The sequence below is a fragment of the Microbispora sp. CSR-4 genome, from assembly GCF_008033685.1.
Classification (GTDB): Bacteria; Actinomycetota; Actinomycetes; order Streptosporangiales; family Streptosporangiaceae; genus Microbispora.
This window is the reverse complement of sequence record NZ_VJVX01000004.1, coordinates 16,465-40,920: the sequence shown is the minus strand read 5'-3', so window position 1 is coordinate 40,920 and position 24,456 is coordinate 16,465. Positions and strand designations below refer to the sequence as shown.

At 70.2% G+C, this 24,456-nt stretch carries 22 protein-coding genes; 12 read left to right on the top strand and 10 right to left on the bottom strand.

The window, feature by feature from the left end; translation table 11 throughout:
- Window positions 1-97 precede the first annotated feature (97 nt).
- The gene (locus tag FLV34_RS06035; RefSeq protein ID WP_260617427.1) at window positions 98-568 is read right to left on the bottom strand and encodes a GNAT family N-acetyltransferase; all 471 of its coding nucleotides are present in this window, start codon (window positions 566-568) and stop codon (window positions 98-100) included.
- Window positions 569-647: 79 nt separating this feature from the next.
- On the opposite strand from FLV34_RS06035, the gene FLV34_RS06030 reads away from it, so the two are divergent.
- The 12 genes from FLV34_RS06030 to FLV34_RS05975 all read left to right on the top strand — a co-directional run bounded on the left by FLV34_RS06030 (window position 648) and on the right by FLV34_RS05975 (window position 16,287).
- The gene (locus tag FLV34_RS06030; RefSeq protein WP_142650349.1) at window positions 648-1,145 is read left to right on the top strand and encodes an RNA polymerase sigma factor; all 498 of its coding nucleotides are present in this window, start codon (window positions 648-650) and stop codon (window positions 1,143-1,145) included.
- Window positions 1,138-2,061: a hypothetical protein gene (locus tag FLV34_RS06025; protein WP_142650350.1), complete on the top strand. Its 924-nt coding sequence runs from the start codon at window positions 1,138-1,140 to the stop codon at window positions 2,059-2,061. Before FLV34_RS06030 ends, FLV34_RS06025 begins: the two co-directional genes overlap by 8 nt.
- Before the next feature lie 312 nt (window positions 2,062-2,373).
- Window positions 2,374-3,078, top strand: a complete 705-nt coding sequence (locus FLV34_RS06020) for a hypothetical protein (protein WP_147942571.1) — start codon at window positions 2,374-2,376, stop codon at window positions 3,076-3,078.
- Window positions 3,079-3,431: 353 nt separating this feature from the next.
- The gene (locus FLV34_RS06015; RefSeq protein ID WP_142650352.1) at window positions 3,432-4,442 is read left to right on the top strand and encodes a conjugal transfer protein; all 1,011 of its coding nucleotides are present in this window, start codon (window positions 3,432-3,434) and stop codon (window positions 4,440-4,442) included.
- 65 nt (window positions 4,443-4,507) lie between these two features.
- Window positions 4,508-4,780: a hypothetical protein gene (locus tag FLV34_RS06010; RefSeq protein WP_244312715.1), complete on the top strand. Its 273-nt coding sequence runs from the start codon at window positions 4,508-4,510 to the stop codon at window positions 4,778-4,780.
- A gap of 22 nt (window positions 4,781-4,802) precedes the next feature.
- A complete protein-coding gene (locus FLV34_RS06005) occupies window positions 4,803-7,913 on the top strand; it encodes a TcpE family conjugal transfer membrane protein (protein ID WP_187280552.1) in 3,111 nt (1,036 codons plus the stop codon).
- A gap of 30 nt (window positions 7,914-7,943) precedes the next feature.
- Window positions 7,944-10,421: an ATP-binding protein gene (locus FLV34_RS06000; RefSeq protein ID WP_142650354.1), complete on the top strand. Its 2,478-nt coding sequence runs from the start codon at window positions 7,944-7,946 to the stop codon at window positions 10,419-10,421.
- Window positions 10,418-12,955, top strand: coding sequence for a type IV secretion system protein (locus FLV34_RS05995; protein ID WP_261985672.1), 2,538 nt, complete (start codon window positions 10,418-10,420; stop codon window positions 12,953-12,955). Before FLV34_RS06000 ends, FLV34_RS05995 begins: the two co-directional genes overlap by 4 nt.
- 19 nt (window positions 12,956-12,974) lie before the next feature.
- Complete coding sequence (locus tag FLV34_RS05990) at window positions 12,975-13,622, top strand: hypothetical protein (protein WP_147942569.1); 648 nt, start codon at window positions 12,975-12,977, stop codon at window positions 13,620-13,622.
- Window positions 13,619-14,764: a bifunctional lytic transglycosylase/C40 family peptidase gene (locus FLV34_RS05985; protein ID WP_260617426.1), complete on the top strand. Its 1,146-nt coding sequence runs from the start codon at window positions 13,619-13,621 to the stop codon at window positions 14,762-14,764. The genes FLV34_RS05990 and FLV34_RS05985 overlap by 4 nt, the downstream gene beginning before the upstream one ends.
- On the top strand, window positions 14,761-15,162 hold the full coding sequence (locus FLV34_RS05980) for a (deoxy)nucleoside triphosphate pyrophosphohydrolase (RefSeq protein ID WP_142650356.1): 402 nt from the start codon (window positions 14,761-14,763) through the stop codon (window positions 15,160-15,162). Before FLV34_RS05985 ends, FLV34_RS05980 begins: the two co-directional genes overlap by 4 nt.
- A 93-nt stretch (window positions 15,163-15,255) precedes the next feature.
- Entirely contained in the window at window positions 15,256-16,287 is a 1,032-nt protein-coding gene (locus FLV34_RS05975) for a hypothetical protein (protein WP_147942568.1), read from the top strand.
- A gap of 1 nt (window position 16,288) precedes the next feature.
- On the opposite strand, the gene FLV34_RS05970 is transcribed toward FLV34_RS05975, so the two are convergent.
- The 9 genes from FLV34_RS05970 to FLV34_RS05930 all read right to left on the bottom strand — a co-directional run bounded on the left by FLV34_RS05970 (window position 16,289) and on the right by FLV34_RS05930 (window position 24,452).
- The gene (locus tag FLV34_RS05970) at window positions 16,289-16,564 is read right to left on the bottom strand and encodes a hypothetical protein (protein WP_147942567.1); all 276 of its coding nucleotides are present in this window, start codon (window positions 16,562-16,564) and stop codon (window positions 16,289-16,291) included.
- A 61-nt stretch (window positions 16,565-16,625) separates the two neighbouring features.
- Window positions 16,626-16,973 carry a DUF262 domain-containing protein gene (locus FLV34_RS05965; protein ID WP_187280551.1) on the bottom strand — a complete coding sequence of 116 codons (348 nt, stop codon included), beginning with the start codon at window positions 16,971-16,973 and terminating at the stop codon, window positions 16,626-16,628.
- A gap of 65 nt (window positions 16,974-17,038) precedes the next feature.
- The gene (locus FLV34_RS05960) at window positions 17,039-17,542 is read right to left on the bottom strand and encodes an ATP-binding protein (RefSeq protein ID WP_147942565.1); all 504 of its coding nucleotides are present in this window, start codon (window positions 17,540-17,542) and stop codon (window positions 17,039-17,041) included.
- A 146-nt stretch (window positions 17,543-17,688) separates the two neighbouring features.
- Window positions 17,689-18,441, bottom strand: coding sequence for a succinate dehydrogenase/fumarate reductase iron-sulfur subunit (locus tag FLV34_RS05955; protein WP_142652439.1), 753 nt, complete (start codon window positions 18,439-18,441; stop codon window positions 17,689-17,691).
- On the bottom strand, window positions 18,441-20,327 hold the full coding sequence (locus FLV34_RS05950; protein ID WP_142652438.1) for a fumarate reductase/succinate dehydrogenase flavoprotein subunit: 1,887 nt from the start codon (window positions 20,325-20,327) through the stop codon (window positions 18,441-18,443). The genes FLV34_RS05955 and FLV34_RS05950 overlap by 1 nt, the downstream gene beginning before the upstream one ends.
- A gap of 9 nt (window positions 20,328-20,336) precedes the next feature.
- A complete protein-coding gene (locus FLV34_RS05945) occupies window positions 20,337-21,140 on the bottom strand; it encodes a hypothetical protein (protein ID WP_142652437.1) in 804 nt (267 codons plus the stop codon).
- 147 nt (window positions 21,141-21,287) lie between these two features.
- Complete coding sequence (locus FLV34_RS05940; RefSeq protein ID WP_147942564.1) at window positions 21,288-21,725, bottom strand: response regulator; 438 nt, start codon at window positions 21,723-21,725, stop codon at window positions 21,288-21,290.
- Window positions 21,718-23,289: an ATP-binding protein gene (locus FLV34_RS05935; RefSeq protein ID WP_222709425.1), complete on the bottom strand. Its 1,572-nt coding sequence runs from the start codon at window positions 23,287-23,289 to the stop codon at window positions 21,718-21,720. Before FLV34_RS05935 ends, FLV34_RS05940 begins: the two co-directional genes overlap by 8 nt.
- Window positions 23,286-24,452, bottom strand: a complete 1,167-nt coding sequence (locus FLV34_RS05930; protein ID WP_142652435.1) for a PP2C family protein-serine/threonine phosphatase — start codon at window positions 24,450-24,452, stop codon at window positions 23,286-23,288. The genes FLV34_RS05935 and FLV34_RS05930 overlap by 4 nt, the downstream gene beginning before the upstream one ends.
- Window positions 24,453-24,456 lie beyond the last annotated feature (4 nt).

The window sequence follows — 24,456 nt, the reverse complement described above, 5'->3', positions numbered from 1 at the left end:
ACGCGAGCCCTCGACGTTCGTGCTGCTCAGACGTGCTCAGACGCGCTCAGACGGGCTCAGACGGGCCCAGACGGGCTCAGACGGGCCCAGGCCGTGCTCAGGCGAGAGCGCGGTAGTAGTGGAACATCGGCTCGGGCGCTCCGGGCTCGATGTTGGCGAAGCCGTGCGCCTCGTAGAAGCGGCGCGTGTCGGTGTCCTCGCCGTCGACGTTGATCGCGAGGATCGCCGCGCCGCGCTCCCGTGACAGGCGGCACGCCTCCTCGAGCAGGGCGTGCCCGAACCGCTGCCCGCGCAGGCCGGGCCGTACGTACAGCTCGTCGAGGACGACGGACGGGCCGTCATGCCAGACGTCGGGCCGGAAGGTCAGAACGGCGACGCCGACGGCCGGTTCGCCGGTGAGAAGGGCGACGAGGTCATCCCCGGCGAGCAGCCGGCGGAGGCGCGCCGTGAGCACGTCGCTGCCCGGTGTCGGCGTGTCGAACTCGCGGTTGAAGGCGTCCAGCAACTCGGCGACGACAGCGGCGTCGGACGGCCTCGCCTGCCGCGCCGGGTGCTCCTGCTGCGATATGGCCACCTTCGCACCCTCCCTGCCCGGCTCGGCGGACCGCAAGAGATTTTGCGGGTGACCATTTCCGGCCCGTTCGCGTCTGGTCTGTTGTGACAGACACGAAGACGCGGGGGGCATCATCATCGAGGAGCTGTACCGCGAGCACTGGGCGCTCGTGTGCGGGTTCCTGTTGCGCCGCACCCGCGATCCCCACCTCGCCGAGGACCTCGCCCAGGAGACGTTCGTCAAGGCGACCAGGGCCCTGCTCGGCTGGCGCGGCGGAAACCCGGCGGCATGGCTGCTCGTCATCGCCCGCAACGTTCTCGTCGACCAGGTGCGGCGGCACCGCCGCGAGCTGGACCTGCCCCACCCTGACGAGCTCGGCGTGCCTCCGTTGCACGTCGAGTCGCTGGCCGTACGCGACGCCCTGGACCGCCTGCCCGAGGAGCACCGCAGGCTGCTCACCCTGGTCTACTTCGAAGGCTTCTCGCTGGTCGAGGTGGCCGCGATGACCGGCAGGAAGCACACCGCCGTCAAGACGGCCGTGTGGCGTGCCAGGGCGGCCTTCGCCGATCTCTACGGAGGCCCTCATGACTGACGACGCTCTGCTGCCGCCCATGCCCGACTTCGATCCCCGGGCGACCCGCCGGGCCGTACGGCGGGGTGTCGCCCGCACCGCGATCACAGTGCTGGCGGGGCTGCTGGTTTCGGTCCTGGCGGCGACGGTGGGCTCCGGCATGATCCAGCGGCGCGGCGACAGGGAGCAGCGCATGACCGACGTGCTGGGCACCGCCTTCAAAATCTACAACCCGAGCTACGACATCGAGGTCAGAAACTGGGGTGCCACCACGCCGCTGTCGATGTCGTTCACCGTGGCCGCGAGGCCGGTGCGGGCCGTCGGAGGTTTCGTCGAGGGGTACGGCGGCGCCGAGCACGTGGTCACCCAGGACTTCTTCGGCCATGTGGGCAGGCTGCCGCTCGGCGCGAGCGCCGGCACCACGCTCAACCTCGCCCTGATGAACGTGGGGACGGGCAACCAGCCCAAGGAGGACAGCCGCAAGGTTCTGGCCCGGCTCCCCGAGGGGCTCAACGCGCTGGCGGTGGTCGAGTTCGCCACGCCGCTCACCATCGATGAGCTGACCTCATTCACCGGCAGGTACAAGTCGTACGCCGACAAGGTGGTTTTCGAACGGCGTCCCAGGTCGATCCCCATCACCTGGGGAGGGACGACGACATGGGACCGGGCCCCGATGCCGGGGGAGGACGATGAACCACTCAAATCCGACCTGGCGAACTTCCGCCGCTGGGTCGGCATCCTCAAGGACTACGACGACGACAACCTGCGCGACTTCGATCTCAGCCTGGCGCGGCTGCGCAAGGCCGTGAACGACGGCCTGGCCTACGCCTACGTGGACTCGTTGGTGACCATCGGAGAGCTGCGGAAGATCATCGAGGATCCGCTGGTACGGACGGTTCGCGTGGCGGACGTCGCCTACGATCTCGAACGGCCTTGAGATGGCCCGGTCGGGCAAAAGCGGTGGTCATGGTGGTGAGCGGCATCACCCGCCACACCTCTCCCTCTGGTCAGATCCTCCATGGCCAGCGGAAACGCTTGGGCCAACTGCCCTAGACGCATTCGTGAGCTTCGTTGAAGCATCGAGATGAGGCCGTTTGGCGCGTAGTCGCCGTTTGAATCCCTTTTCGCCACAAATCTCTTCGCCGCCGCAATCCGGCACAGCGGAAGGGGATGCCGGCCGATTTCGGGCACCGGGAAAAGCCCAGGTGGCCTGACCTGGCGAGGCCCGATCGGACCCAAGGAGGGGACCATGCATCGGAAATCCAGACAGCCGGCTCTCGCGGTGATTTTCGCCTCGACGCTCACGGCCGCCGGAGTCGCGCTGCTCGGCGGCACCGCCTCCGCCGCGACGGGTGCCCCGGAGTCGGCGTGGGCGCCGCAGGCGAGCGAGCCCGGCGGATCGGTGCGGGCGACGTCGTACACCACCACCCTCGGCGAGCCGATGATGATGGCCGAGGCCATGCCCGAGACGATGCAGCTCGGCATGCCGATGATGACGGTCGCGGAGCTCCCGGCGCAGTGGTCCACCGGCTGGTACGGCGGTGCGAGCCTGCGGAGCCAGGCGCTCCCGGGCATGACCGCGGCGTCGATAGAGGGGATGGCGGAGCAGGCCCGCCAGAGCATCAGGGACGAGGCGAGCAGCGCCAAGCAGCAGATCATGCAGGAGGCGGCGAGCGCACAGCAGCGCATCGAGGAGATGTCCCAGCGCGCGCAGCAGCAGCTGTCGGACCAGGCCCAGTCGCTGGCCGAATCCCAGGCCCAATCTCCGGAGCAGTCGTCCGCGAGCGAGTCGCAGACCTCCTCGCTGCCGGAGAGCGCCCCGGAGAGCGCCCCGGAGAGCGTGACGGGCAGCGCCATGGGCAGTGCGCCGGAGAACGTCCCGCCGGCCGCCATCCCACCGGCGTCGACCGAGTCGCAGTCGTCCTCCGCGTCCTCCTCCGAGGCGTGCCAGTGACGGTGCGGGCGTAGCTCAGAGGCACGACGGCCCTGCTCCGGCGGGGCCGTCGTGGCGCGTACGGACGGTTTCGTTATGCCTGCGAGCTGCGAAGACAGCAATAGGTGGCGGTTAGGTAATCGATGCCCCCGCTGGCCAGGCGTAACGTGCTTTTTCGCGGAGTGGATAGGTGTGGGGCGTCTCTCTGGGGATGTGGACCCGGTTTGCTCGGTCGCGGCGATGCTTGCACCATGGGCGTGGCTTACCTGGAAGAATTGGCGAGGCCGCTAGGGTGAATACTTCAATGCGGTTAACCGGATCGAGAGCAAGAGGAAACCGCGCCAGCCGGAGGGATCGGCGCGAGCGGAGGCGTGATGGCTCGCAGGTCAGACGTCCAGCAGGATCCGCGGATCGCTGGCGACCCTGACCCGTACCCACTGGAAGGTTTCGAGGCGGCGAGCGCGGCGCACGGCACGGTCCCCCGCCGCAGAGGCTGGAGCGGTGGTGGAGGCCGCTGGCTCGTCTGGACCGGGCGGGTCATCCTCTGGGCGCTGATCATCGTCATCGTGGTCAACGGCATCCGCGCCCCGCTTGATCGGCTGACGCAGGACGACCCGGCCGGCGTGGCCCCCACCGGCTCGGCCACCTCCGGATTCCCGGTGACGCAGGCGGCGGCCTTCGCCAACCAGTTCGCGGCGGTCTACCTCAACTACGACGCGGCCAATCCCCAGCAGCGCGCGGAGCGGCTGAGGACCTTCCTGCCGGAGGGCGCCGACGAGCAGTTCGGCTGGAACGGCTACGGACGCATGTCCGCGGGGGCCTTCCAGTTCACCGGCATCGACGTGATCGACGACCACAACGCCCGAGTGACCGTGACCTACCAGTCGGGGGGCACCCGCGGGCTGCTGTCCGTGCCGGTCTACTACGACAACGGCAGGTTCGTGGTTTCGGCCCAGCCGGCCCTGCTTCCCGCGCCCGGCCCGGCAGGGCTGCCGCAGCTCCCGGACCCCGACCGCGACTCCGCCACCGAGGCCGAACTGCGTCCCCAGCTCGAAGGCTTCTTCAAGGCGTACGCCGCGGGCAACCAGGTCGACCTCCAGCGCTACGTCGCGAGCGGGGTGACCGTGAACGGGTTCAACGGCGAGTTCAGCCTCGCCGAGCTGAAGGACGTGGTGGTCCCGCCGGGCAGTTCCGACAGCAGGAAGGTCACGGCCGTGGTCGTGTGGGCGGTCGCGTCAGGACAGTCGGCGGGGGTGGCGAGCCCGTCGCAGGACCCGGCGGCACAGCCGGCCGGTCTCGAACAGGCCTATCAGCTGACCATGGAAAAGCAGGGCGGCAAGTGGTTCGTCAGGGACATCCAGGGTGCGAACCGGTCCGTGGGGTAGCGCATGCCCGGCAAAGACATCGCTGATCCATCCCCCCGGGAGGGCGAGAGTTGATACTGAAGACCATCGCGGACCACTTCCTTGATCTCGCCGCGCCCTCACCGGCGCCGACGGCGGGCATCAACACCGAAGGGCTCGCCGACTTCCTCCGGAGGTTCTTCGCTCCGCTCTTCCTCGCGGTCGTCTCCGTCGTGGCGATCTTCTTCCTCTTCACCCGCGAGATCACCAGGTTCGTCCAGTTCATCATCCTGGCGATCGCGATCGGCGTGATCTTTTACGTTCCCAACATCATCGAGGTGACGGCGAAGGCGATCGCGGGCGCACTTGGCATCAAGTGATCGGGCGGAGAGGAGGTTCGGGGTGGATCTGCCCACATATACCAATATCTGGCGTATTGAGAAGCGGCTGTACAAGCTGTACGACCTACGACTGCCGATGCCGCTTCCGGTCGTCTGGATCGGTGTGTTCGTGGGTGTCTCCGTGCCGTGGTGGGTCTTCCTCTACCTGATCGGACTGCCGTTCGAGGCTCCCTGGCACGTCATCTACCTCGTTCCGCCGGGTGTGCTCACCTGGTTGTCCACCCGCCCTGTCATCGAGAGCAAGCGCCTCACCGAGCTGCTCCAGTCGCAGCTCCGCTACATGAGCGAGCCCCGCACGTGGTGCCGTATGGCCCCGTTCGACGAGCCGGATGAGGTCACGCTGACGGCGCGTGTCTGGCGGACCACGCTGCCGGTCGCGGCGCCGCAGGCCAGGGCGGAACGCAAGGCGCGCCGCGCGGTCTCGGTCAAGGTGCCCGTTCCGAAGGTCTCCAGGAGCGGCGCGCGGCCGGCCTCGCGGGCCGCCGCGCGAGCAGGCGCGCATCAGGTGGATCCGTCACGTGTCGTACGCCCGGCCGTGGCGGCCGCCGCTGCCGCCGCCGCCCCGGTCGCCGACGCGCCTCCCGCACCTCTGTCCCGAAGCGGTGCCGCCTCCCGGGCGGGCGCCACCGGCGAGCGCGTCGTCTACCTCACGCAGCCGCCCGCGCCGCCCGCGCCGCCCGCGTCGCCTGTGTCCTCCGCGCCGCCCGCGCCGCCCGCGCCGTCTGCGTCACCTGCGCCGCCCCTGCCGGCCGCGTCGTCTGTGTCGTCAGTGCCCCCGCCGCCGTCGCCGACGGAGTTGGAGCGGGAACGCGAGCCCCAGGAGCTTCACGAGAGCCGCGAAGAGAGCCACGAGCCGGGCCCTGTGCATGCCGCCGTGCAGGACCCCATGCAGGACTCTACGCAGGGCACTGTGCTGGACGCTGTGCAGGGCACTGTGCTGGACGCTGTGCAGGGCACTGTGCTGGACGCTGTGCAGGGCACTGTGCTGGACGCTGTGCAGGGCTCTGCGTATGGCGCCGTGCAGGACTCCGCGCAGGGCGCTGCGCCGGCACCTGTGGAGCACGCGCCCCTGGCCGCCGCTGAGTCCGCCGCGCCCGCCGAGGCGTCGGAGGCACCCGCTGCTCCCGCGCCCGCCGAGGCGTCGGAGGCACCCGCTGCTCCCGCGCCCGCCGAGGCGTCGGAGGCACCCGCTGCTCCGCACGCCGTCCCTCCCATCGGCACCGAGACGCTGCGCCGCCTCCGCAGGCTCGCCGCCTCGGCCGAGCCCCGTCCCCAGCCCGGTCCCGAGCCCGGTCCCGAGCCCGGTCCCCAGCCCCGCCTCGAACAGGCTCCCGAACCCCGGCCCGAGCAGACTCCCAAGCCTCACGCCGTACGGTCGTCCGGTGCGGCGTCCTTCACTGAGCCGCAGCCGGAGCTGGAGCTGGAGCCCGGGCCGTTGCCGGAACCCGAGCCGGAGTCGGCTGCGGTGGAGCGCGCGCACGCCGCTGACGCCGCGGACGCGCCCCGGAGGCCCGCCGAGGACGCGGGCCGGGCACCCATGGCCCGGGAAACCACGGCCCGGGAAACGACGGCGCGGGAAACGACGGCACAGCACGACGCCGAGGCACTCGCGCAGCATCGGAAGGGCCGTCCGCCGCGGCTCGTGCGGCCCCGGGTGCCGGTCGGCACAGAGAGCGGCACGGAGAGCGGCACGGAGAGCGACGCAGCGGGCGAGCCGGCGGGCGAGGTGCCCGTGGTTCACGCGGCCACAGAAGCGGCATCCCCGGCACCCCCCGCGTCCATGGCGCCCATTGAGACCCTGGAGCCGGCGGGCGAGGCGCCCGTGGTTCACGCGGCCACGGAGGCGGCGCCCCCAGCCCCCCCGCAGCCGCTAGCGCCTCAGGCACCCCCAGCGCTCCCGGAGCCCCTGGAGCCGGCGGCCGACGTCTCCACTGCTTCCCGACCTGCTTCCCAACCTGAGACGCGGGACACGCCCGCCCGGGAGGCGGCGCACCACACGGGGGCCAGGCCGTACGAGAGCGCTGCGGGCACTGTGGGCACCCCTCGTTCAGCGGGCGCTGCGGGTTCGGCGGGCACGGCGGGAGTGTCGATCCGCGCCGTGCCTGTGGGGCCGCGCGCCGCGGGCCCGGCCGGTCCCGCCCGGCCGTCGCTGCCCACCCCGGGGACGCCCACCCCCGGCAGGCCGGCGCACGAGGAGCCGCCGCGCCTGCGCCGCGTCGAGGCCGTCGTCGGACGTGACACCTCCGGAGGCTGGCGCCGCCTGGCGCAGGTCGTCGTGGGCGGCAGCCGTACGGACGGCATGGAGGTCGACGAGGCCAGGACCCGCATCCCGCTCACCACGAGCAGGCGGATCATGGTGCTCGGCTGCACCGGCGGCGCCGGGCAGACGACCACGGCGTTAATGCTGGGCCACACATTGGCCCGCTATCGCGATGACCGTGTGCTCGCGCTCGACGCGAACACCGGAGAAGACACGCTCACGACGAGGATCGCCGCCGAGTCCCCCGAAACGCTGAGCTCGCTCATCGAGAGCTCGGAAGAGGTGAACGGCTACCTCGGCATGCGGGCGTACACGACGCGCTGTGAATCGGGGCTTGAGGTCGTCGGGGCGGACACCGACGACCGGGTGACGCAGCGCCTGGCCGAACGCGCGTTCCTGGCCGACTGGCGCAGGACGCTCGCCGCGCTCGACCGGCACTACCGGCTTACCGTGATCGACCCCGCGGCCGCGCTGGCGGCCCGGCTCCTGCCGTACGCCGACCAGCTCGTGCTGGTCGCCCCCGCGAGCGAGGACGCCTCCGAGGCGGTGGCGATGACCTACGAGTGGCTCGACGGGCACGGCTGCTCCGACCTGCGGCGACGCGCCGTAATGGTGATCAACGGCGTGAGCCGCCGCAGCCTCCCCGACGTGGAGCAGGCCGAGGCGGTGGCCAGCGGCCGCTGCCGGGCGATCGTCCGGGTGCCCTGGGAGGACGAGCTGGCTCCTGGGCGGCCGGGACCGGTCGACGTCAATCACCTCCGAATGGGCGGCCGCAGGGCGTACGTTGCGCTTGCGGGTGTGATCGTGAGCGGCCTGGCGGCTGTCCAGGCCAAGCAGGAGGTGGCCAGATGAGGGGCGAGCGAGGAAGCTGGTGAGAGGTCGATGAGCAGGGCGCGCAGTCGCCTCGCGGTGCGTTACTTCGACGACCGGGTTCTTCTCACCGACTCGGCGGCCTGGGCCTACTTCCGGCTGCCGACGGTGAGCTACGAGTTCCTCACCCCCGAGGAGCGCGAGGCGCTGGCCACCAACATCACGATCGCGCTGGCCGCGATCAGGATGTCCGACGCCGAGGTGCACCTGCGCATCGCGCACCGGGCCTACCCGGCGGCGGAGTGGGCGATGGCGCTCAACTCGACCTCCGACGAGGGCCCGGGCTGGCGGGAGTACCTGGAGGAGATGTACCGCCACGTCTGGGCCAAGGACTTCTGGAGCAAGGAGGTCTATCTCGGCGTACGGCTCGGGCCGCGTGGCGCGCAGCTCGGCACCGGCGTGCTGGCCCAGCTCTTCGGCTTCTACCAGCGCAGCGAGAAGGCGCTCGGCATCGAGGACGATCACGTGCCGGACAAGGAGATCACCCGGTGGACCGAGGCCGCCGAGCGGCTCGGCCGGGCCCTGGCCTCCAGCGCGCTCTACGCCCGCCACGCCACCTCCACGGAAATCGCCTGGCTGTTCCAGCACGCGGCGGCGGGCGGCCTCGGTGAGCCGTCTCCCTCGGCCACGCCGCGCCGTAGGTGGGGCAAGGGCGAGATCGAGTCGCTGGTCGAGGGGCAGATCCACAACGGCAGGTCGCTGCTGCGGATCGAGCAGCCGGCCGGAGACTCCTACACCGCGCACCTGTCGTTCGCCCGGTTCCCCGACCTCATGCCGTTCCCCGACGGCGAGCCGTGGCTGCACTTCGCCGACCAGTTGCCGTTCCCCGTGGAGATCTCCAGCCGGATGCGGCTGATCCCCCCGGTCAGGGCGAGCAAGGACGTGGCGCGCAAGCTGGCCCACGCCCGCGACATGGACATCCACATCCGCGAGGCGGGCGCGGAGGCGCCGCTCGCGCTGGCCGAGCAGATCGACGCCGCCCGCATGCTGGAGCACGGCATCACCAAGGAACGCCTGCCGTTCGTGTACGGCTGGCACCGCCTGAGCGTGAGCGCGCCGACCGAGGAGATGTGCGTCCAGCGGGTCGAGGCCGTCGTGGAGCACTACCGCGACATCGGCATCGACGTCGTCAACTCCACCGGCGACCAGTTCTCGCTGTTCTGCGAGGCCCTTCCCGGCGAGCGGCTGCGGGTCAACGCGTACGCCCAGCGGCAGCCGCTGCGCACGATCGCGGGCGGCATGGCCACGGCGACCGTCGAGCTCGGCGACCGGGTGGACGAGTCGAACGCCGGCTGGATCGGGCCGTACGTGGGGGAGACGCTGGGGCGGGCGCGCAGCATCGTGCACTTCGATCCGCTCGTCGCGGCGGCGCGCAACCGCCCGACCGCCATCGCGATCACCGGTGAGCCGGGCGGTGGCAAGACCACGCTCGCGCTGCTGCTGATCTACCAGATGGCGCTGCGCGGCGTCACGATCGCGGTCATCGACCCCAAGGGCGACGCCGAGTCGCTCGTACGGCTGCTGCGCGACCGGGGCCGCAGAGCCAGGGTCATCCCGCTGGGATCGGCCTCGCCGGGCCTGCTCGACCCGTTCTCGTTCGGCGACGACATCGCGACGAAGAAGACGATGGCGACCGAGACCCTGCGGCTGCTGCTGCCGAGGATGTCGGAGGAGCGCGAGTCCGCCATGATCCAGGCGGTCGCCGCGGTCTCCAACGAGCCCGACCCCTCGCTGGGCAAGGTCGTGGATCACCTGGAGCAGTCGACCGACCCGGCGTCGAAGAACCTCGGCGCCGTGCTGCGGTCGATGTCGGAGATGCACCTCGCCCGGCTGTGCTTCGACGCCTCGGGCGGCGAGCAGATCGACACCGAGGGCTGGACGACCGTGTTCACGCTCGGCGGCCTCACGCTGCCCGACGTGATGACGGCCAGGGACGACTACTCCTACGAGCAGCGGCTGTCGGTCGCGCTGCTCTATCTGGTGTCGCAGTTCGCGCGCCGCCTGATGAACGGGCTCGACCGGCGCACGCCGAAGGCGATCTTCCTCGACGAGGCGTGGGCGATCACGTCCACCCCCGAGGGCGCCAAGCTCGTGCCGGAGGTCTCCCGGATGGGCCGCTCGCGCAACACGGCGCTCGTCCTGGTCTCACAGAACGCCGGTGACCTGCTCAACGAGCAGGTGACCAACTGTCTGTCGTCGGTCTTCGCGTTCCGTTCGACGGAACGCGTGGAGGTCGAGCACGTGATGGAGCTCCTGGGCGTCGACCCGTCGGAGGAGCACAAGGCGGTGCTGCGTTCCCTGGGCAACGGGGAGTGCGTCTTCCGGGATCTGGACGGCCGGGCCGGCCGTATCGGGGTGGACCTTATCTCGGAAGAGCTGCTGCGCTGGCTTGACACCAATCCGACACACGACAAACCCAACGAGAACGTGCATGATCTTCTTGACGGGGGCTCCGGTCGGTCGGGGGTCGCGCAGGAGGTGCGATCGTGAGCGTGCGCAGGAACGGTCCCAGGGGTCGCACCCGGGAGGGCGGCAGACGTGGCAGGCGGGTCCGCCGGACCCTGGCCCTGCTTCTCGTCGCCTTCGCGGCGTTCGTGACGCTTCCCCTGGTTTTTCCCACCAGTACGGCGAGCGCGGTCGGGCCCTGTGACCTGTCGCCCAACCTCGCCCCCGAGATCGTTGGCGGCGGCGTCGACGGGCTGGTCCAGCCACCGGCGACCGACGACGCGGTGGCCGGCCAGAACGCCGGTCAGAACGCCGGTCAGAACACGGCGCAGGCGCCGAAGGAGCCGCAGACCAACTACGAGCGGTACGGCATGGCCGGCCAGTTCTGGCACACCTATGACCTCGGGTGCTCCGACGTCACGGCCGTGCTCGGCAACGCGTGGGCCAACACGGTCTTCTCGTGGGCCAAGGCCGTCGACCGGCTGACGATCAGCACCTACCAGGCGGCGGCGACCGAGGGCCCGCTGCAGCCCATCAAGGACGTCGCCGACGAGATCGTCACCAACCTGGCCAACGCGATGTACTGGCCCTACCTGCGGCCGATCGTCATCCTCGGCGCGATCTGGCTGGCGTGGTACGGCCTGATCCGCAAGCGCGCGACGACGACCACCGAGGGCGTCATCTGGATGGTCCTCGCGGTCACGGTCGCCATCTGGTTCTTCAGCCGTCCGGGTGACTTCACCAGCCTCGGCAAGACCGTCACCGACAAGACCGGCGAGATCGTGAACTCGGCGTTCTCCGGGCTGCCCGGGGCGGGCGGCGCGTCGTGCCTGCCGATGAAGGAGACCGCGCCGGGCGAGGTGCCGAGCGCCCCGACGGCGGGCGGGTACGGCCGCCAGGGCACGCCCGGTGTGGCGCAGAACGCCGACGCGCTGTGGTCGGTCCTGGTCTGCAAGCCGTGGCTGATGGGCGAGTTCGGCACGGCCGACCCCAACTCCGGTCTCGTGAAGGGTCTGGGCGCCAAGCTGCTCAACCTCCAGGCGATCGACGCCGCCGAGCAGGCCGCCGACCAGACGCCGGCCTCCGACTCGCACCAGCAGCGGTTCGAGGAGGAGATCGCCAAGCCGATGCAGAGCACCCCGGCGTACTTCCTGTTCCAGGGCAAGGACTGGACCAGCCGCCTGGGCATCGCGATCGGCGCGTTCATCGCCGCGATGGTCGCCGGTCTGCTGATCTTCCTCGTCGCGGTGTCGCTGCTCGTGCTGAAGGTCGGCTTCCTGCTGCTGCTGATGCTCGGACCGGTCTTCCTGTTGATCGGCGTGCATCCGGGCTCCGGCCGCATCATCGCCATGCGCTGGGTGGAGATGCTGGTCGGCACCCTGCTGCGTCAGGCGGTGCTGGCCCTGGTGCTGGGCGTCCTCGTGTACGGCTACGCGCTGATCATCTCGACCAGCCTGCCCTGGGGCATGCAGATCCTGTTCATGGCGCTGCTGACGATCGCGGTCTTCTTCTACAGACGGCCGTTCCAGCACCTGTTCGCCTCGATGGACGGGCACACGATCACCACCCGGATGCTCGGCGAGGCCGCGACCGCGCCGACCCTCTCGCGGGCGGCCAACGCGCTGCCGCCGGTGGCGGCGGCCCGGGCGGCCCGGTGGGGGCTGCGCAAGGCCGAGCCGGTCATGGGCGCGGTCGCGATGGCGACCGGTGCGGGCACGGCGGCGGCCGCCGCGACGGGCGTGGCGCAGGGCCGCGTGCGCGGCGAGGAGGGCGCAAGCAACGTCCCCGCCCAGGCGGGAGCGCGTGCGGGGGCGCAACCCGCGCCGCTCGACGCCGACGCGCAGGGGGCCGGCCGCCGCAAGGCCGGGGTCACCGCCTCGCGTCCGGGTACGGCCCCGCCGCTCAACCTCTCGGGCGTGCGCCCCGCCGGGGCCGTACGAGCGTCCATGCCGTCGGGCCCGGGCAAGCGCCCCGCGGCACAGGCCGTGTCGGCGGCGTCCGCGGCGTCCGCGGCGTCCGCGGCGTCTGCGGCGTCGGCGGGGAGCCCGCCGCAGCGGGTCACCGGCGTGTCCCCCGTGCCCGCGCCGTCTGCCGCGTCAGCCACAGCACAGCCCGCGCCGTCCCGCGGCCGTCTGAGCGGCGGGTCGAGCGGCGGATCGAGCGGCGGATCGAGCGGCGGATCCGGTGGTGGCGGCTGGTTCGGCGGCAGGTCCGGTGGCGGCTGGGCCTCCCGGCCGTCGTCCACCCGGTCGTCCGGCGGCGGCTCGGGCGGGTTCTTCGGCGGCGGCTCGCGCGGCTCGTCGGGCAGGTCCTCGAACCGGTCGTCCGGTGGTTCGTCGGGTGGTTCGTCCGGTGGGATCTTCGGCGGATCGTCCCGCCGCAGCGACGGCGGCCGGTCCCGGCCCGCCCCGCGCGAGTCGGGTTCGTCCGGCGGCATCTTCGGCGGGTCGTCCAGCCGTCCCCGTTCGGCCGAGCCGCCGCCGCTCTGGCTGCCGAGCAGGGGAGAGAGCACGCGCCGCGACGGCGACGCGCCCACTCCGTTCTGGGCCAAGCCCGCCGACCGCGACTCCGGCGACTGACGGGAACCTCCGCGCCGTCATGAGAAGCCGAAACAGTGATCGGGGGAAGGGGCTCGCCTTCGCGGCGGCCGTCGTGGTGCTCGCCGCCGTCGGCGTCTACCTCACGATGAGCGGGCCGTCGGACTCCTCCTCGGGAGACGAGCAGACGAGGGAGCAGTCGGTCGTCGCCACCTCGCGGGCGACGGCCGCGGCCCGCGAGCCCAGCCCGGTGGCGACGACTCCGGGCGCCTTCGACGTGTACGCGTACCTGCCGCTGTCGAGGCAGGAGATCGGTGCCGCGGCCGACCTCGCGCGCCGCTTCACCGAGGCGTACGGCACCTTCTCGCCCGGAGATGAGCCGGCGGCGCGCGCCGACCGGCTGAAGCGGTTCGCGACCGACGAGTTCGGCGGGCAGATCACCAGGACCGTCACCGATCCCGCCGTGGTGGAGCAGAACGAGGCCGACCAGGTGACCTCCAAGGGGTCGGCGAAGGTGACGACGATCCGCGACATGACGGCCGACCAGGTGGTGTTCGTCGTCGACTCGGTCCGTCACGTCACGGACAAGAACGGCCAGAAGGACGTGCCCGAGCGCTTCGCCGTGACCGTGATCAAGGCAGGGACCGACTGGCGGGTGTACGACCTGCAACTGGCCGACGCCGGTCAGGACGGGGACAGCACGCCGTGACCGCTCCGCCGCGCATGACTCCCGCCTCGACGCGCGTCGTACGCAGGCTCGCGTCGGCGGGGCGGGACTGGCGGATGATCGCCGTGGCCCTCATCGTGATCGTCCCGGCCACGTTGTTCGGCTCGATCATCCTGATGACGCCCAGCCCGTCGATCCTCTTCGGCGGCGGCGCGGCGGAGAACTGCGCGCAGGCGGCCACGGGGGAGGGCGCCGCCGACGTCTCGCAGACCGCCCAGGGCGACATCCCGGCCGACTACCTGGAGCTCTACAAGAAGTTCGGCAAGCAGATCGGTGTGCAGTGGAACGTCCTGGCCGCCATCGGCAAGCGGGAGACGAACCACGGCCGCTCGACGCTGCCGGGGGTGCGCAGCGGCACCAACTACGCGGGGGCCGCGGGGCCGATGCAGTTCCTCATCAGCACCTGGGGCGGCCAGCCGAGGATCAAGATCGAGCCGGGGATCAACGGCTACGCCTCCGACGGCGACGGGGACGGTTACGGCGACGTCTACGACCCGGCGGACGCGATCCTCGGCGCGGCCAAGATGCTCAAGCGCAACGGCGCGCCCGACGACCTCAGAAGGGCGATCTTCGTCTACAACCGGGCCACCTGGTACGTCGACCAGGTGCTGGAGATCGCCAAGCGCTACGCGGCGACCGGGGAGATCGGCCTGCCGCCCGACGCCGACCCGGCCTGCGACTCCGGCTTCGTCGACAGCGCCCCCGACGACGTCGTCCGCAAGATCCTCGAGTACGCTCTGGCGCAGCGGGGCAAGCCGTACCGGTGGGGCGGCACGGGCCCGGACGCCTTCGACTGCTCGGGAATCATCTACATGGCCTACCGCAACGCGGGTCTGACCATTCCCCGCACGACCTTCGGCCAGTGGCCCTTCGGCGTGAAGATCGAGGCGGGCGAGGAGCAGCCCGGCGACCTCGTCTTCTTCAACGCCGGCCCCGGCACCTCTAAGGACAATCCCGGGCATGTCGGGATGGTCGTGTCGCCCGGCAAGATGATCGAGGCGCGGTGCACGCTGTGCGGGCCCATCAAGGTCACGACGTACCGTGACCGGCCCAACATCGTGGGGTTCACCCGGCCGCTGGAGAACGAGACCGTCATCGAGCAGCTCAAGAGGGCCCAGACGTGACGGGCCCGCGTCTCGTCGTCGGCGCCGCGATCGTCGAGGGCGGCCGTCTCCTGGCCGCCCAGCGGGCCGAGCCCCCGGCGCTGCGCGGGGGCTGGGAGTTCCCCGGAGGCAAGGTCGACCCGGGGGAGGACGAGCACGCGGCGCTGGTGCGCGAGTGCGCCGAGGAGCTCGGGGTCGAGGTCGCCCTCGGACGCCGGGTCGGCGGCGACTGGCCCCTGCACGGCGACTGGGTGATGCGTGTGTGGCTCGCGACCGTCGTCACGGGTGTGCCCCGCCCGCTGGAGCACCTCGCGCTGCGCTGGCTGGAGCCGCACGAGCTCTACGACGTCCCCTGGCTTCCCGCGGATCTGCCGGTCGTCGCCGCGATCGAGAAAATGCTGCCGAATCACGGCGGATAGTCGCCGAATCGTTCGCAAGATCGGGCTTTGCTCGTGCTTTTACCAATCTACAATCGGTTCTGACCTCGTAGCAGGGCCGACAGGAGGCGAGCGGTGATCGGACGCGTGTACCTGAGAGCCGCGTCCTCGGCTGCCGCGTCCGTGGCCATCGCCACGCTGGCGGTCCTGGCCGTGGGCCCGATGATCGGCGCGAACGCCGAGCCGGTGGAGCCGTGCGACCCCACCACGGACCCCCAGTGCGCCGTCGTCACGGTGACCGTCACCCAGACGCCGCCGGTCGGGTCGTCGCCGAGCGCGAGCCCCACGGCCGAGCCCGTGGTGACCAAGACCATCACCATCACGCCGACGCCGTCGCCGAGCAAGTCGCCCAAGCCGGTCACGACCACGACCGCTCCCCCCGCGTCCACGACGGAACAGAACACCGGGCAGAACACCGGGCAGTCGATCCCGACGCTGACCGACACCCCCGTCACGGATCCCCCCAGCCCGACCCCGGAGGACGACGGGGAGGTGAGCCTGGCCCCGGCGTCGACCGGGCCGACGCCGGACGCGGCGCAGCAGAGCCCCACCCCGAGCGGTGTGACGTTCGAGCAGCCCGATCCCCAGACGGTGCCGATCGAGATCCGCAACGCGACGCCCGAGTATGACAAGCCCACGCTGGCCCACCGGCTCGCCATCCCCGCCGGGGTGCTCGTGGGCATCGCGCTGATCGCCTGGCTGATCTTCGAGGGCCGGCTGCGCCGGATGGCGCACGCCGCCGCCGTACGGCGGGGCGGCCCGGCCGCGGCGCGGACGTCGGCACCCGAGGCGGCGGCAGCGGCCTACCCCGCGGCGGCCGCCCCCGGCTACGCGCCGATGGTGGGCTTCGTGCCCGTCCAGCCCTACACCGTGGGCTATGCGCAGCAGCCCTACGGCTACCCGGTGCAGTACGGCTACCCCCAGCCGTACGGATATCCGGTGGCCGACCCCGCCCAGATGCAGGCCCAGATGCATGCCCAGATGCAGGCGCAGCAGCAGGCCCAGATGCATGCCCAGCCGGACCCCTGGGCCGAGGCCACCCGGTCGGGTAACCTTCCGCAGCAGCCTCACGGCCCTGAGGACGAGGACCCCACGACCCGCCGCTGAGTCACCCGCTGTCTTGAGCGCTTTCCGAGCCGTCGGTGTACTCGTGCGCTGTGGCCTGTTCGTCCACGGTCAGTGACAGGCCGGCGCTGTTGAGCCGGGAGAAGACGGTGGTCGCCTGGGAGGGGGATCCTCCGATCACCCGGACGACGGGAATGCGATAATCCTTGATCCGGTGACTCACGTCGTACGCCTCGTGGAGAAGCTCCTCAAGTTCCTCCCCCCGCGCAATGCCGGTAAGGACGCGCTGGTAGGAGAGGAAATCCTTCGTCCTGAGCACCGATCTGAGTGGCAGCCAATGCGGAGGAGCCTCGACCGGGCCCGAGTGCCTATAGCGGCTTTCACGGGGATAGTCGAAGGCCAAGAACACGGTATATCCGCCACATCCAGGCATCGGCGGAAGCCTGTGCGGACGCGGGAGCACGCAGACAGCCGAAAAGGGTCGCCAGGCGCTGGTGTCCGTCGAGCACGTAGCAGATCGGCAGGCCGGGTGGTGGCGGCGGTATCGGAATCCCGCCAATCTCATTCATGCTCTCCACCTCATCGGCAGGCTCCCACAGGACCAGGCTGCCGATGGGATACCCGTCCTCAATGCTCTCGAAGAGAGCGGTCATCTGCCGTGGACGCCAGACGAAGGGGCGGCTGAACAACGGCACACGGATAGCACCGCTCGCGACTTTCTCGATCAACGCCTCCAGTTCCCATCTCTCCGGGACGGATCTGAGCTTCCCGTCACGGTCTGGCACGGCATCCCCTAGATGATTCGTTGAAGCATGGTGAGAAGCTGGCGTAGTTCAGTGGCGATGCCCTCGCCGAGCTTCTCGAAGTCGGACTGCGTCAGCCGGCCGTCTGCCGCAGCGCGTTCCATCAGCTCTCCGGTGCCCGCGTCGGCGAGGTTGACTTCGAGCTCGTACTCGTCCAACCAGGTCAATGTCGTTGTGGCGGAACCCGATGTGACGGTCAATTGCCTGACGACCTGGTCCTGCCACTCGTCGATGTTCTGCACGGTGACGTCGACGCTCCGTGCGTCGTCGGCTGGCCCGCTGGCGCACTCCAGTCCGAGCCGGATGCTGCCGTGAGGCCGACTGCCGTACACCAAGTGGCGGAAGTCAGGTGCCTCGTCGCCCAGCTGATCGAGGTCGAAGGGCGAGCGGGACGTCGTACGGATGCCCGCCTGCAAGAGGAGCGGTGTCCGGACAAGTGCACTCTTTCCGGAATTGTTTCTTCCGAGCACCACGGTGATCGGTCGCAGCTCCACTTTCTGTGGCTTCGCAAAACATCGGTAGTTTTCGACGGTAAAGCTGATCAGCGGTATGAGCCAACGCTAGTCCGCATCTCGATGACCTGTAAGCAAAACGAAAGGCGCCGATCGGAGGGACCGATCGGCGCCTTTCCTGCAGGATCTCAGCGCTGCCGCTTGAAGATCTTCGAGCCCAGCCAGACCAGCGGGTCGTACTTCCGGTCGACCACGCGCTCCTTCATCGGGATCAGCGCGTTGTCGGTGATTTTGATGTGCTCGGGGCAGACCTCGGTGCAGCACTTGGTGATGTTGCAGTAGCCCAGGCCGTGCTCATCCTGCGCCGACTCCTTGCGGTCCGCCACGTCGTACGGGTGCATGTCGAGCTCGGCGATCCGCATGAGGTAGCGCGGACCGGCGAAGTTCGCCTTGTTCTCCTCATGGTCGCGGATCACGTGGCAGACGTTCTGGCACATGAAGCACTCGATGCACTTGCGGAACTCCTGCGAGCGCTCGACGTCGATCTGCTGCATGCGATACTCGCCCGGCTTCACGTCGGCGGGCGGCGTGAACGACGGGATCTCGCGGGCCTTCTGGTAGTTGAACGACACGTCCGTCACCAGGTCCTTGATGACGGGGAACGTCCGCAGTGGCGTGACCGTGATGGTCTCGTTCTCCTCGAAGGTGGACATCCGGGTCATGCATCCCAGGCGCGGCTTGCCGTTGATCTCCATCGAGCACGAGCCGCACTTGCCGGCCTTGCAGTTCCAGCGGACCGCGAGGTCGGGGGCCTGCGTGGCCTGGAGCCGGTGGATGATGTCGAGGACGACCTCGCCCTCGTTCACCTCGACCGTGAAGTCCTCCAGACGGCCCTCGCCGCCCTCACCGCGCCAGATGCGGAACTTCGCCTTGTATCCCATCACGACTCCTTGACCGCGGCGTCGTATTCCGCCAGCTCTTCCTCGGTGAGGTACTTCTCCAGCTCGGAGCGCTCGAACAGGCTGATGAGGTCGCCCCGCATGGACGGCTGGATCTTCTCCTCGACCGTGATGGACGTGCCGTCCGGATTCGCGGAGCAGACCAGCAGCTTGCGCCGCCACTCGGCCGACATGCCGGGGTAGTCGTCGCGGGTGTGACCGCCGCGGCTCTCCTCCCGCAGCAGCGCGGCCTTCGCCACGCACTCGCTGACCAGCAGCATGTTGCGCAGGTCGATCGCGAGGTGCCAGCCGGGGTTGTAGATGCGGCTGCCCGAGGAGGCGGTGTTCTTGGCCCGCTCCTTGAGCTTCTCGATGACCTGGAGGGCCTCGCTGATCTCCTCGGACTTGCGGATGATGCCGACCAGGTCGTTCATCGTGCGCTGCAGTTCGTGGTGGACCTCGTACGGGTTCTCCCCGCCGGTCCGCTCCAGGGGTGCCAGGGCCTCGGCCTTGGCCTCGTCGATCCCGGTCACGGCCGGCCGCCTGGCCAGCCCGTCCACGTACGCCGCGGCTCCCGCGCCGGCGCGGCGGCCGAACACCAGCAGGTCGGACAGCGAGTTGCCGCCGAGCCGGTTGGAGCCGTGCATGCCGCCGGAGACCTCGCCGGCCGCGAACAGGCCGGGAACCGACGCCGCGCCGGTGTCGGCGTCCACCTCGACGCCGCCCATGATGTAGTGGCAGGTCGGGCCGACCTGCATGGGCTCCTTGGTGATGTCGACGTCCGCCAGCTCCTTGAACTGGTGGTGCATCGACGGCAGCCGCCTGATGATCTCGGCGGCGGGCAGGCGGGTGGACACGTCGAGGAACACGCCGCCCTGCGGGGAGCCGCGCCCGGCCTTCACCTCGGCGTTGATCGCCCTGGCCACCTCGTCACGGGGCAGCAGCTCCGGCGGACGCCGGTTGTTGGCCTGGTCGTTGTACCAGCGGTCCGCCTCCTCCTCGGTCGTGGCGTACTTGTCCTTGAACACGTCCGGGATGTAGTCGAACATGAAGCGGCGGCCCTCGGAGTTGCGCAGGACGCCGCCGTCGCCGCGCACCGACTCGGTCACCAGGATGCCGCGCACCGACGGGGGCCAGACCATGCCCGTCGGGTGGAACTGGATGAACTCCATGTTGATGAGCTTCGCGCCGGCGAGCAGGGCCAGCGCGTGACCGTCACCGGTGTACTCCCAGGAGTTCGACGTGACGACGTACGACTTGCCGATGCCGCCGGTGGCCAGCACCACGGCGGGGGCGTCGAAGACGATGAAGTCGCCCGTCTCGCGCCAGTAGCCGAAGGCCCCCGAGATGGCGTCTCCGTCCTTCAGCAGCCGGGTGATCGTGCACTCGGCGAAGACCTTGATGTACGCCTCGGGGTCGCCGTGCAGCTTCTCGTCCTCCTGCTGCAGGGCGACGACGCGCTGCTGGAGGGTGCGGATCAGCTCCAGGCCGGTGCGGTCGCCGACGTGGGCGAGGCGCGGGTATTCGTGGCCGCCGAAGTTGCGCTGGCTGATCTTCCCGTCCTTGGTGCGGTCGAACAGCGCGCCCCAGGCCTCCAGCTCCCAGACGCGGTCCGGGGCCTCCTTGGCGTGCAGCTCCGCCATGCGCCAGTTGTTGAGGAACTTGCCTCCGCGCATGGTGTCGCGGAAGTGCACCATCCAGTTGTCGCTCGGGTTGACGTTGCCCATCGCGGCCGCGGCGCCGCCCTCGGCCATGACCGTGTGGGCCTTGCCGAACAACGACTTGCAGACGATCGCCGTCCGCTTGCCCTGCTGCCGCGCCTCGATCGCCGCGCGGAGGCCCGCTCCACCGGCTCCGATGACGACGACGTCGTATTCGTGACGCTCCACTTGAAATCCTTATGCGAACGGGAAGTTGATGACGCCCTTGGCCACGAGCCGGACGTACAGGTCGGCGATCACGATCGAGGCCATGGACGCCCAGGCGAACTGCTGGTGCCTGGCGTTGAGCTTGGAGATCAGGGTCCACATCTTGTAGCGCAGCGGGTGCTTCGAGAAGTGGTTCAGGCGCCCGGCGGTGATGTGCCGGCACGAGTGGCAGCCGAACGTGTAGCAAAGGACCAGCACGGCGTTCACGACGAGGATGATCGAGCCGAGACCGACGTGTCCCCAGTTGCCGTTCTCGTCGCGGAACGACAGCACCGCGTCGTACGTCAGGATCAGACCGATGACCGCGGCCACGTAGAAGAAGTAGCGGTGGACGTTCTGCAGGATCAGCGGCAGGCGCGTCTCGCCGGTGTACTTGCTGTGCGGCTCGGCCACGGCGCAGGCCGGCGGCGACAGCCACCACGAGCGGTAGTACGACTTGCGGTAGTAGTAGCACGTGAACCGGAACCCGCCGGGGAAGGCGAGGATCAGCAGTCCCGGCGGCAGGGTGTACCAGTCGCCGAACGGAGCGAACCCGAACAACCGGGCCCCCTCCGGGCAGGTCGCCGCCGCCAGACAGGGCGACGAGAAGGGGGCGATGTACGATCCGGCCAGCACGCTCAGGTCGAACATCGCCCAGAAGCCATAAATCAAGAACAAGAAGAGTCCGGCGAACGTGAGCGCCGGAGCCAGCCACCATCGGTCGGTGCGAAGAGTGCGCACCCTGATCTGCGCGCGTTGTTTCCTTGTCGCGCTCTCGGCCGTTGTCTGGGTCATCGGAGACCTTCCACCCTCACTGACTCCGCGCACGCCGGAGCGACCGCGCCGTACTGCTCAGGCCGTGCGCGTATTTGGTGGGGCACACATTACGACGAGCACATCATGAAGTGTGAGGAGCGTCACTCCTCCTCCATGTGATCTCGGTCACTTCCCCGGCAGTTTGACCACGGTCACGAAGAATTCATCGATCTGCCGTACTACCCGGGTGAACTGGTCGAAATCCACTGGTTTGGTGATGTACGCGTTTGCGTGCAAGTTGTATCCCCGCAGGATATCCTGCTCGGCCTCCGATGTGGTGAGGATCACAACGGGGATGGTGCGCAACGCGGGGTCCCTCTTGACCTCCTCAAGCACCTCGAAGCCGTTCACGCGAGGCAGGTTGAGGTCGAGCAGCACGAGATCGGGCCGGGGCGCCGAGCCGTACGTCCCCTCGCCGCGCAGGAAGGCCAGCGCCTGCTCGCCGTCGTTGACCACGTGGAGGGTGTTGCCGACCTTGTTGTAGGAGAACGCCTCCTGGCAGAGCAGGACGTCGCCCGGGTCGTCCTCGACCAGGAGAACCTCGATCGGGCGGAATTCAGTCATCGGGATCTCCTATGGCCGGCAGGGTCCAGCGGAACGTGGCTCCGGCGCCTTCGCTCGTGTCCAGCCAGATCCGGCCGCCATGATATTCGACGATTTTTCGGCACAGGGCCAGTCCGATGCCCGTCCCGGGATAGACGTCCCTCGGGTGCAGCCGCTGGAAGATCAGGAAGATGCGGTCGGCGTATTTCGCCTCGACGCCGATCCCGTTGTCCGAGCAGGCGAACTCCCACATGTCGCCGTCCCGCCGTACGCCGATGTGGACGCGGGGAGGCTCCTCGGAGCGGAACTTGAGCGCGTTGCTGACGAGGTTCTGGAAGAGCTGGGTCAGCAGCGTGCGGTTGCCGACGACCGTCGGCAGGTCGTCGTGGGTGACCGTCGCGCCGGTCTCCGAGAGCCGGGTGTCGAGGTTGCGCAGGGCGGCGGCCAGGGCGTCGCCCGTGTCCATCTCCGCGCGTTCGCCGCCGACCCGGCCCACCCGCGAGAAGTCGAGCAGGTCGTTGATCAGCAACTGCATGCGGCGGGCGCCGTCCACGGCGAAGGCGATGTACTGCCGGGCACGGTCGTCGAGCCGGTCGGCGTAACGCTGCTCAAGCATCTGGGTGAAGCTCGCCACCTTGCGCAGCGGCTCCTGGAGGTCGTGGCTGGCCACGTAGGCGAACTGCTCCAGCTCGCGGTTGGAGCGCCTGAGCTCCTCTGCCTGCTCGGCGAGCTGCTGGCGGGCCTCGGCTGCCGACCGCCACTCGGTCATGATCCGGCGGCGCATGCCGTCGACGTGACCCGACAGCTCCCACAGCTCGGCCGGGCGCTCGACCCCGAGCTCGTGGTCGAAGTCGCCCGCCGCCACCGCCCGGACCTGCCGGGTCAGCCGCGCGATCGGGCCCGTGACCGTGCGGCGCACGATCAGCGCGCAGAACACGATCGCCAGCACCATCGCGCCGGCCAGCGCCGCGACCGCTGTATAGATGGTGTTCCAGCCGGAGTAGAGCCGGTCTCTGGCGACGTCGTGCAGCCGCCCGAGCAGGGCCTGCTGCGTGTCGAGCGCGCTCCTGACCGCGGAGAAGCGCTGGAGGTTGTTCCTGGCCAGGTCGGTGAGCGAGCCGGGGCCGCTCTTGAGGGTCCGCGTGACCACGGGCTCGGCGTAGTCGCGCCGCCAGGCGGTCGTGGCGTCGTCGATCGCGCGGATCTGGCGGCGCACGCCGTACCCCTCGGGCAGCCGGGGGGCGAGCCTGGCGATCTCGCCGGTCGCGGCGCGCTCCTCGGCGACCCCCTGGCGGTAGGCGTCGAGATACTGCTGCTCGCCGGTGAGCCCGTATCCGCGGATCGCGCCCTCCTGCGCCTGCACCGCACGGGCGATGCGCAGCGTCTGCAGGGCGGCGGGGTCCACCGCGTCGACGAGGGTCTCCCGGGCCTCGTGCGTCGTGGATAGCGCGAGCAGGATGGCGGCGACCGCGATCATGAATATGGTCAGGACGCCGGCTCCGGCGAGCACGAACCATCGGCCGACCGGCAGGCGCGAGCCCCGGGCGGACGGCGTGAGCGGAGGCAGGGGGGCCGGCGAGCTCACGCGCCGTCACCCCGCGAGCCGTCACCCCGGGACACGAGGACGGCCGCGACGTCGTCGTGCATGGCGCCGTCGAGGCTGGCGATGATGCGGTCGAGGTCGATTCCGTCCGCGGCGCGGATCAGGTTGGCGAGCCCCTCGGTGCCGAGCAGGTCGCGGTTCTCCCCGACCGTGGCCTCGATCAGGCCGTCGGTGTAGAGCAGCAGAGACCACCGGTCGCCCAGGGTGACGTCGATGGACGTCCACTCGATGCCCGGGAAGATCCCGAGCGGCGGGCCCGACGGCGTCTCGGTGACCACGCCGAGCTCGCCGTCGCGCAGCAGCAGCGGCGGCGGGTGCCCGATCACGTGCAGGCGGGCGGTGGTCAGGTCGGGGGCGATGGCCGCGGTGCACATCGTGGTGAAGATCTCCGGCGACTTGCGCTCGTGCCGCAGCAGCGTGTCGAGCGTGCGCAGCACGTCGTTGCCGGTCTGCCCGGCCAGGACCAGCGTGCGCCAGGCGATGCGCAGCGCCGTGCCGAGGGCGGCCTCGTCGGGACCGTGCCCGCACACGTCGCCGATCAGCACGTGCACCGCGCCGTCGGGCGTCTGCACCGTGTCCCAGAAGTCGCCCGCGAGCAGCCCGCCCGCACGCCCGGGAAGATAGCGGGCCTGGTGGTGCAGGAGCGCGGGGTCGAGCAGCGGGACGGGCAGCAGGCCGCGTTCGAGCCGGGAGTTCTCCTTGCTGACGATGCGTTCCTGCAGAAGCTCACGCATGGCGAGGTCGGCGCGCTTGCGCTCGATGGCGTAGCGGATGGCGCGGATCAGCAGCCGGGCGTCCACGTCCTGCTTGACGAGGAAGTCCTGCGCTCCGGCGGCGACCGCCTCGATGCCGACGTGCGCGTCCCCGAGCCCGGTGAGGACGAGCACCGCCGTGTCCGTGGCCATGGCGAGGACCTGCTGCAATGCCTCCAGCCCCGACGCGTCGGGAAGGGAGAGATCGACGAGCACGCACTGCACGTCGTCGGTGAGCCGCGCCCGCCCCTCGGCGAGGGTCCGCGCCCAGGTGATCTTCGGCGGCCTGTCGGCGCTCGCCAGCAGCTCCTCGACGAGAAACGCGTCGCCGGCGTCGTCCTCGATGAGCAGGAGGGTGAGCGGATCGGGCAGATCAGGGGAGAGGGGGGTCACGAAC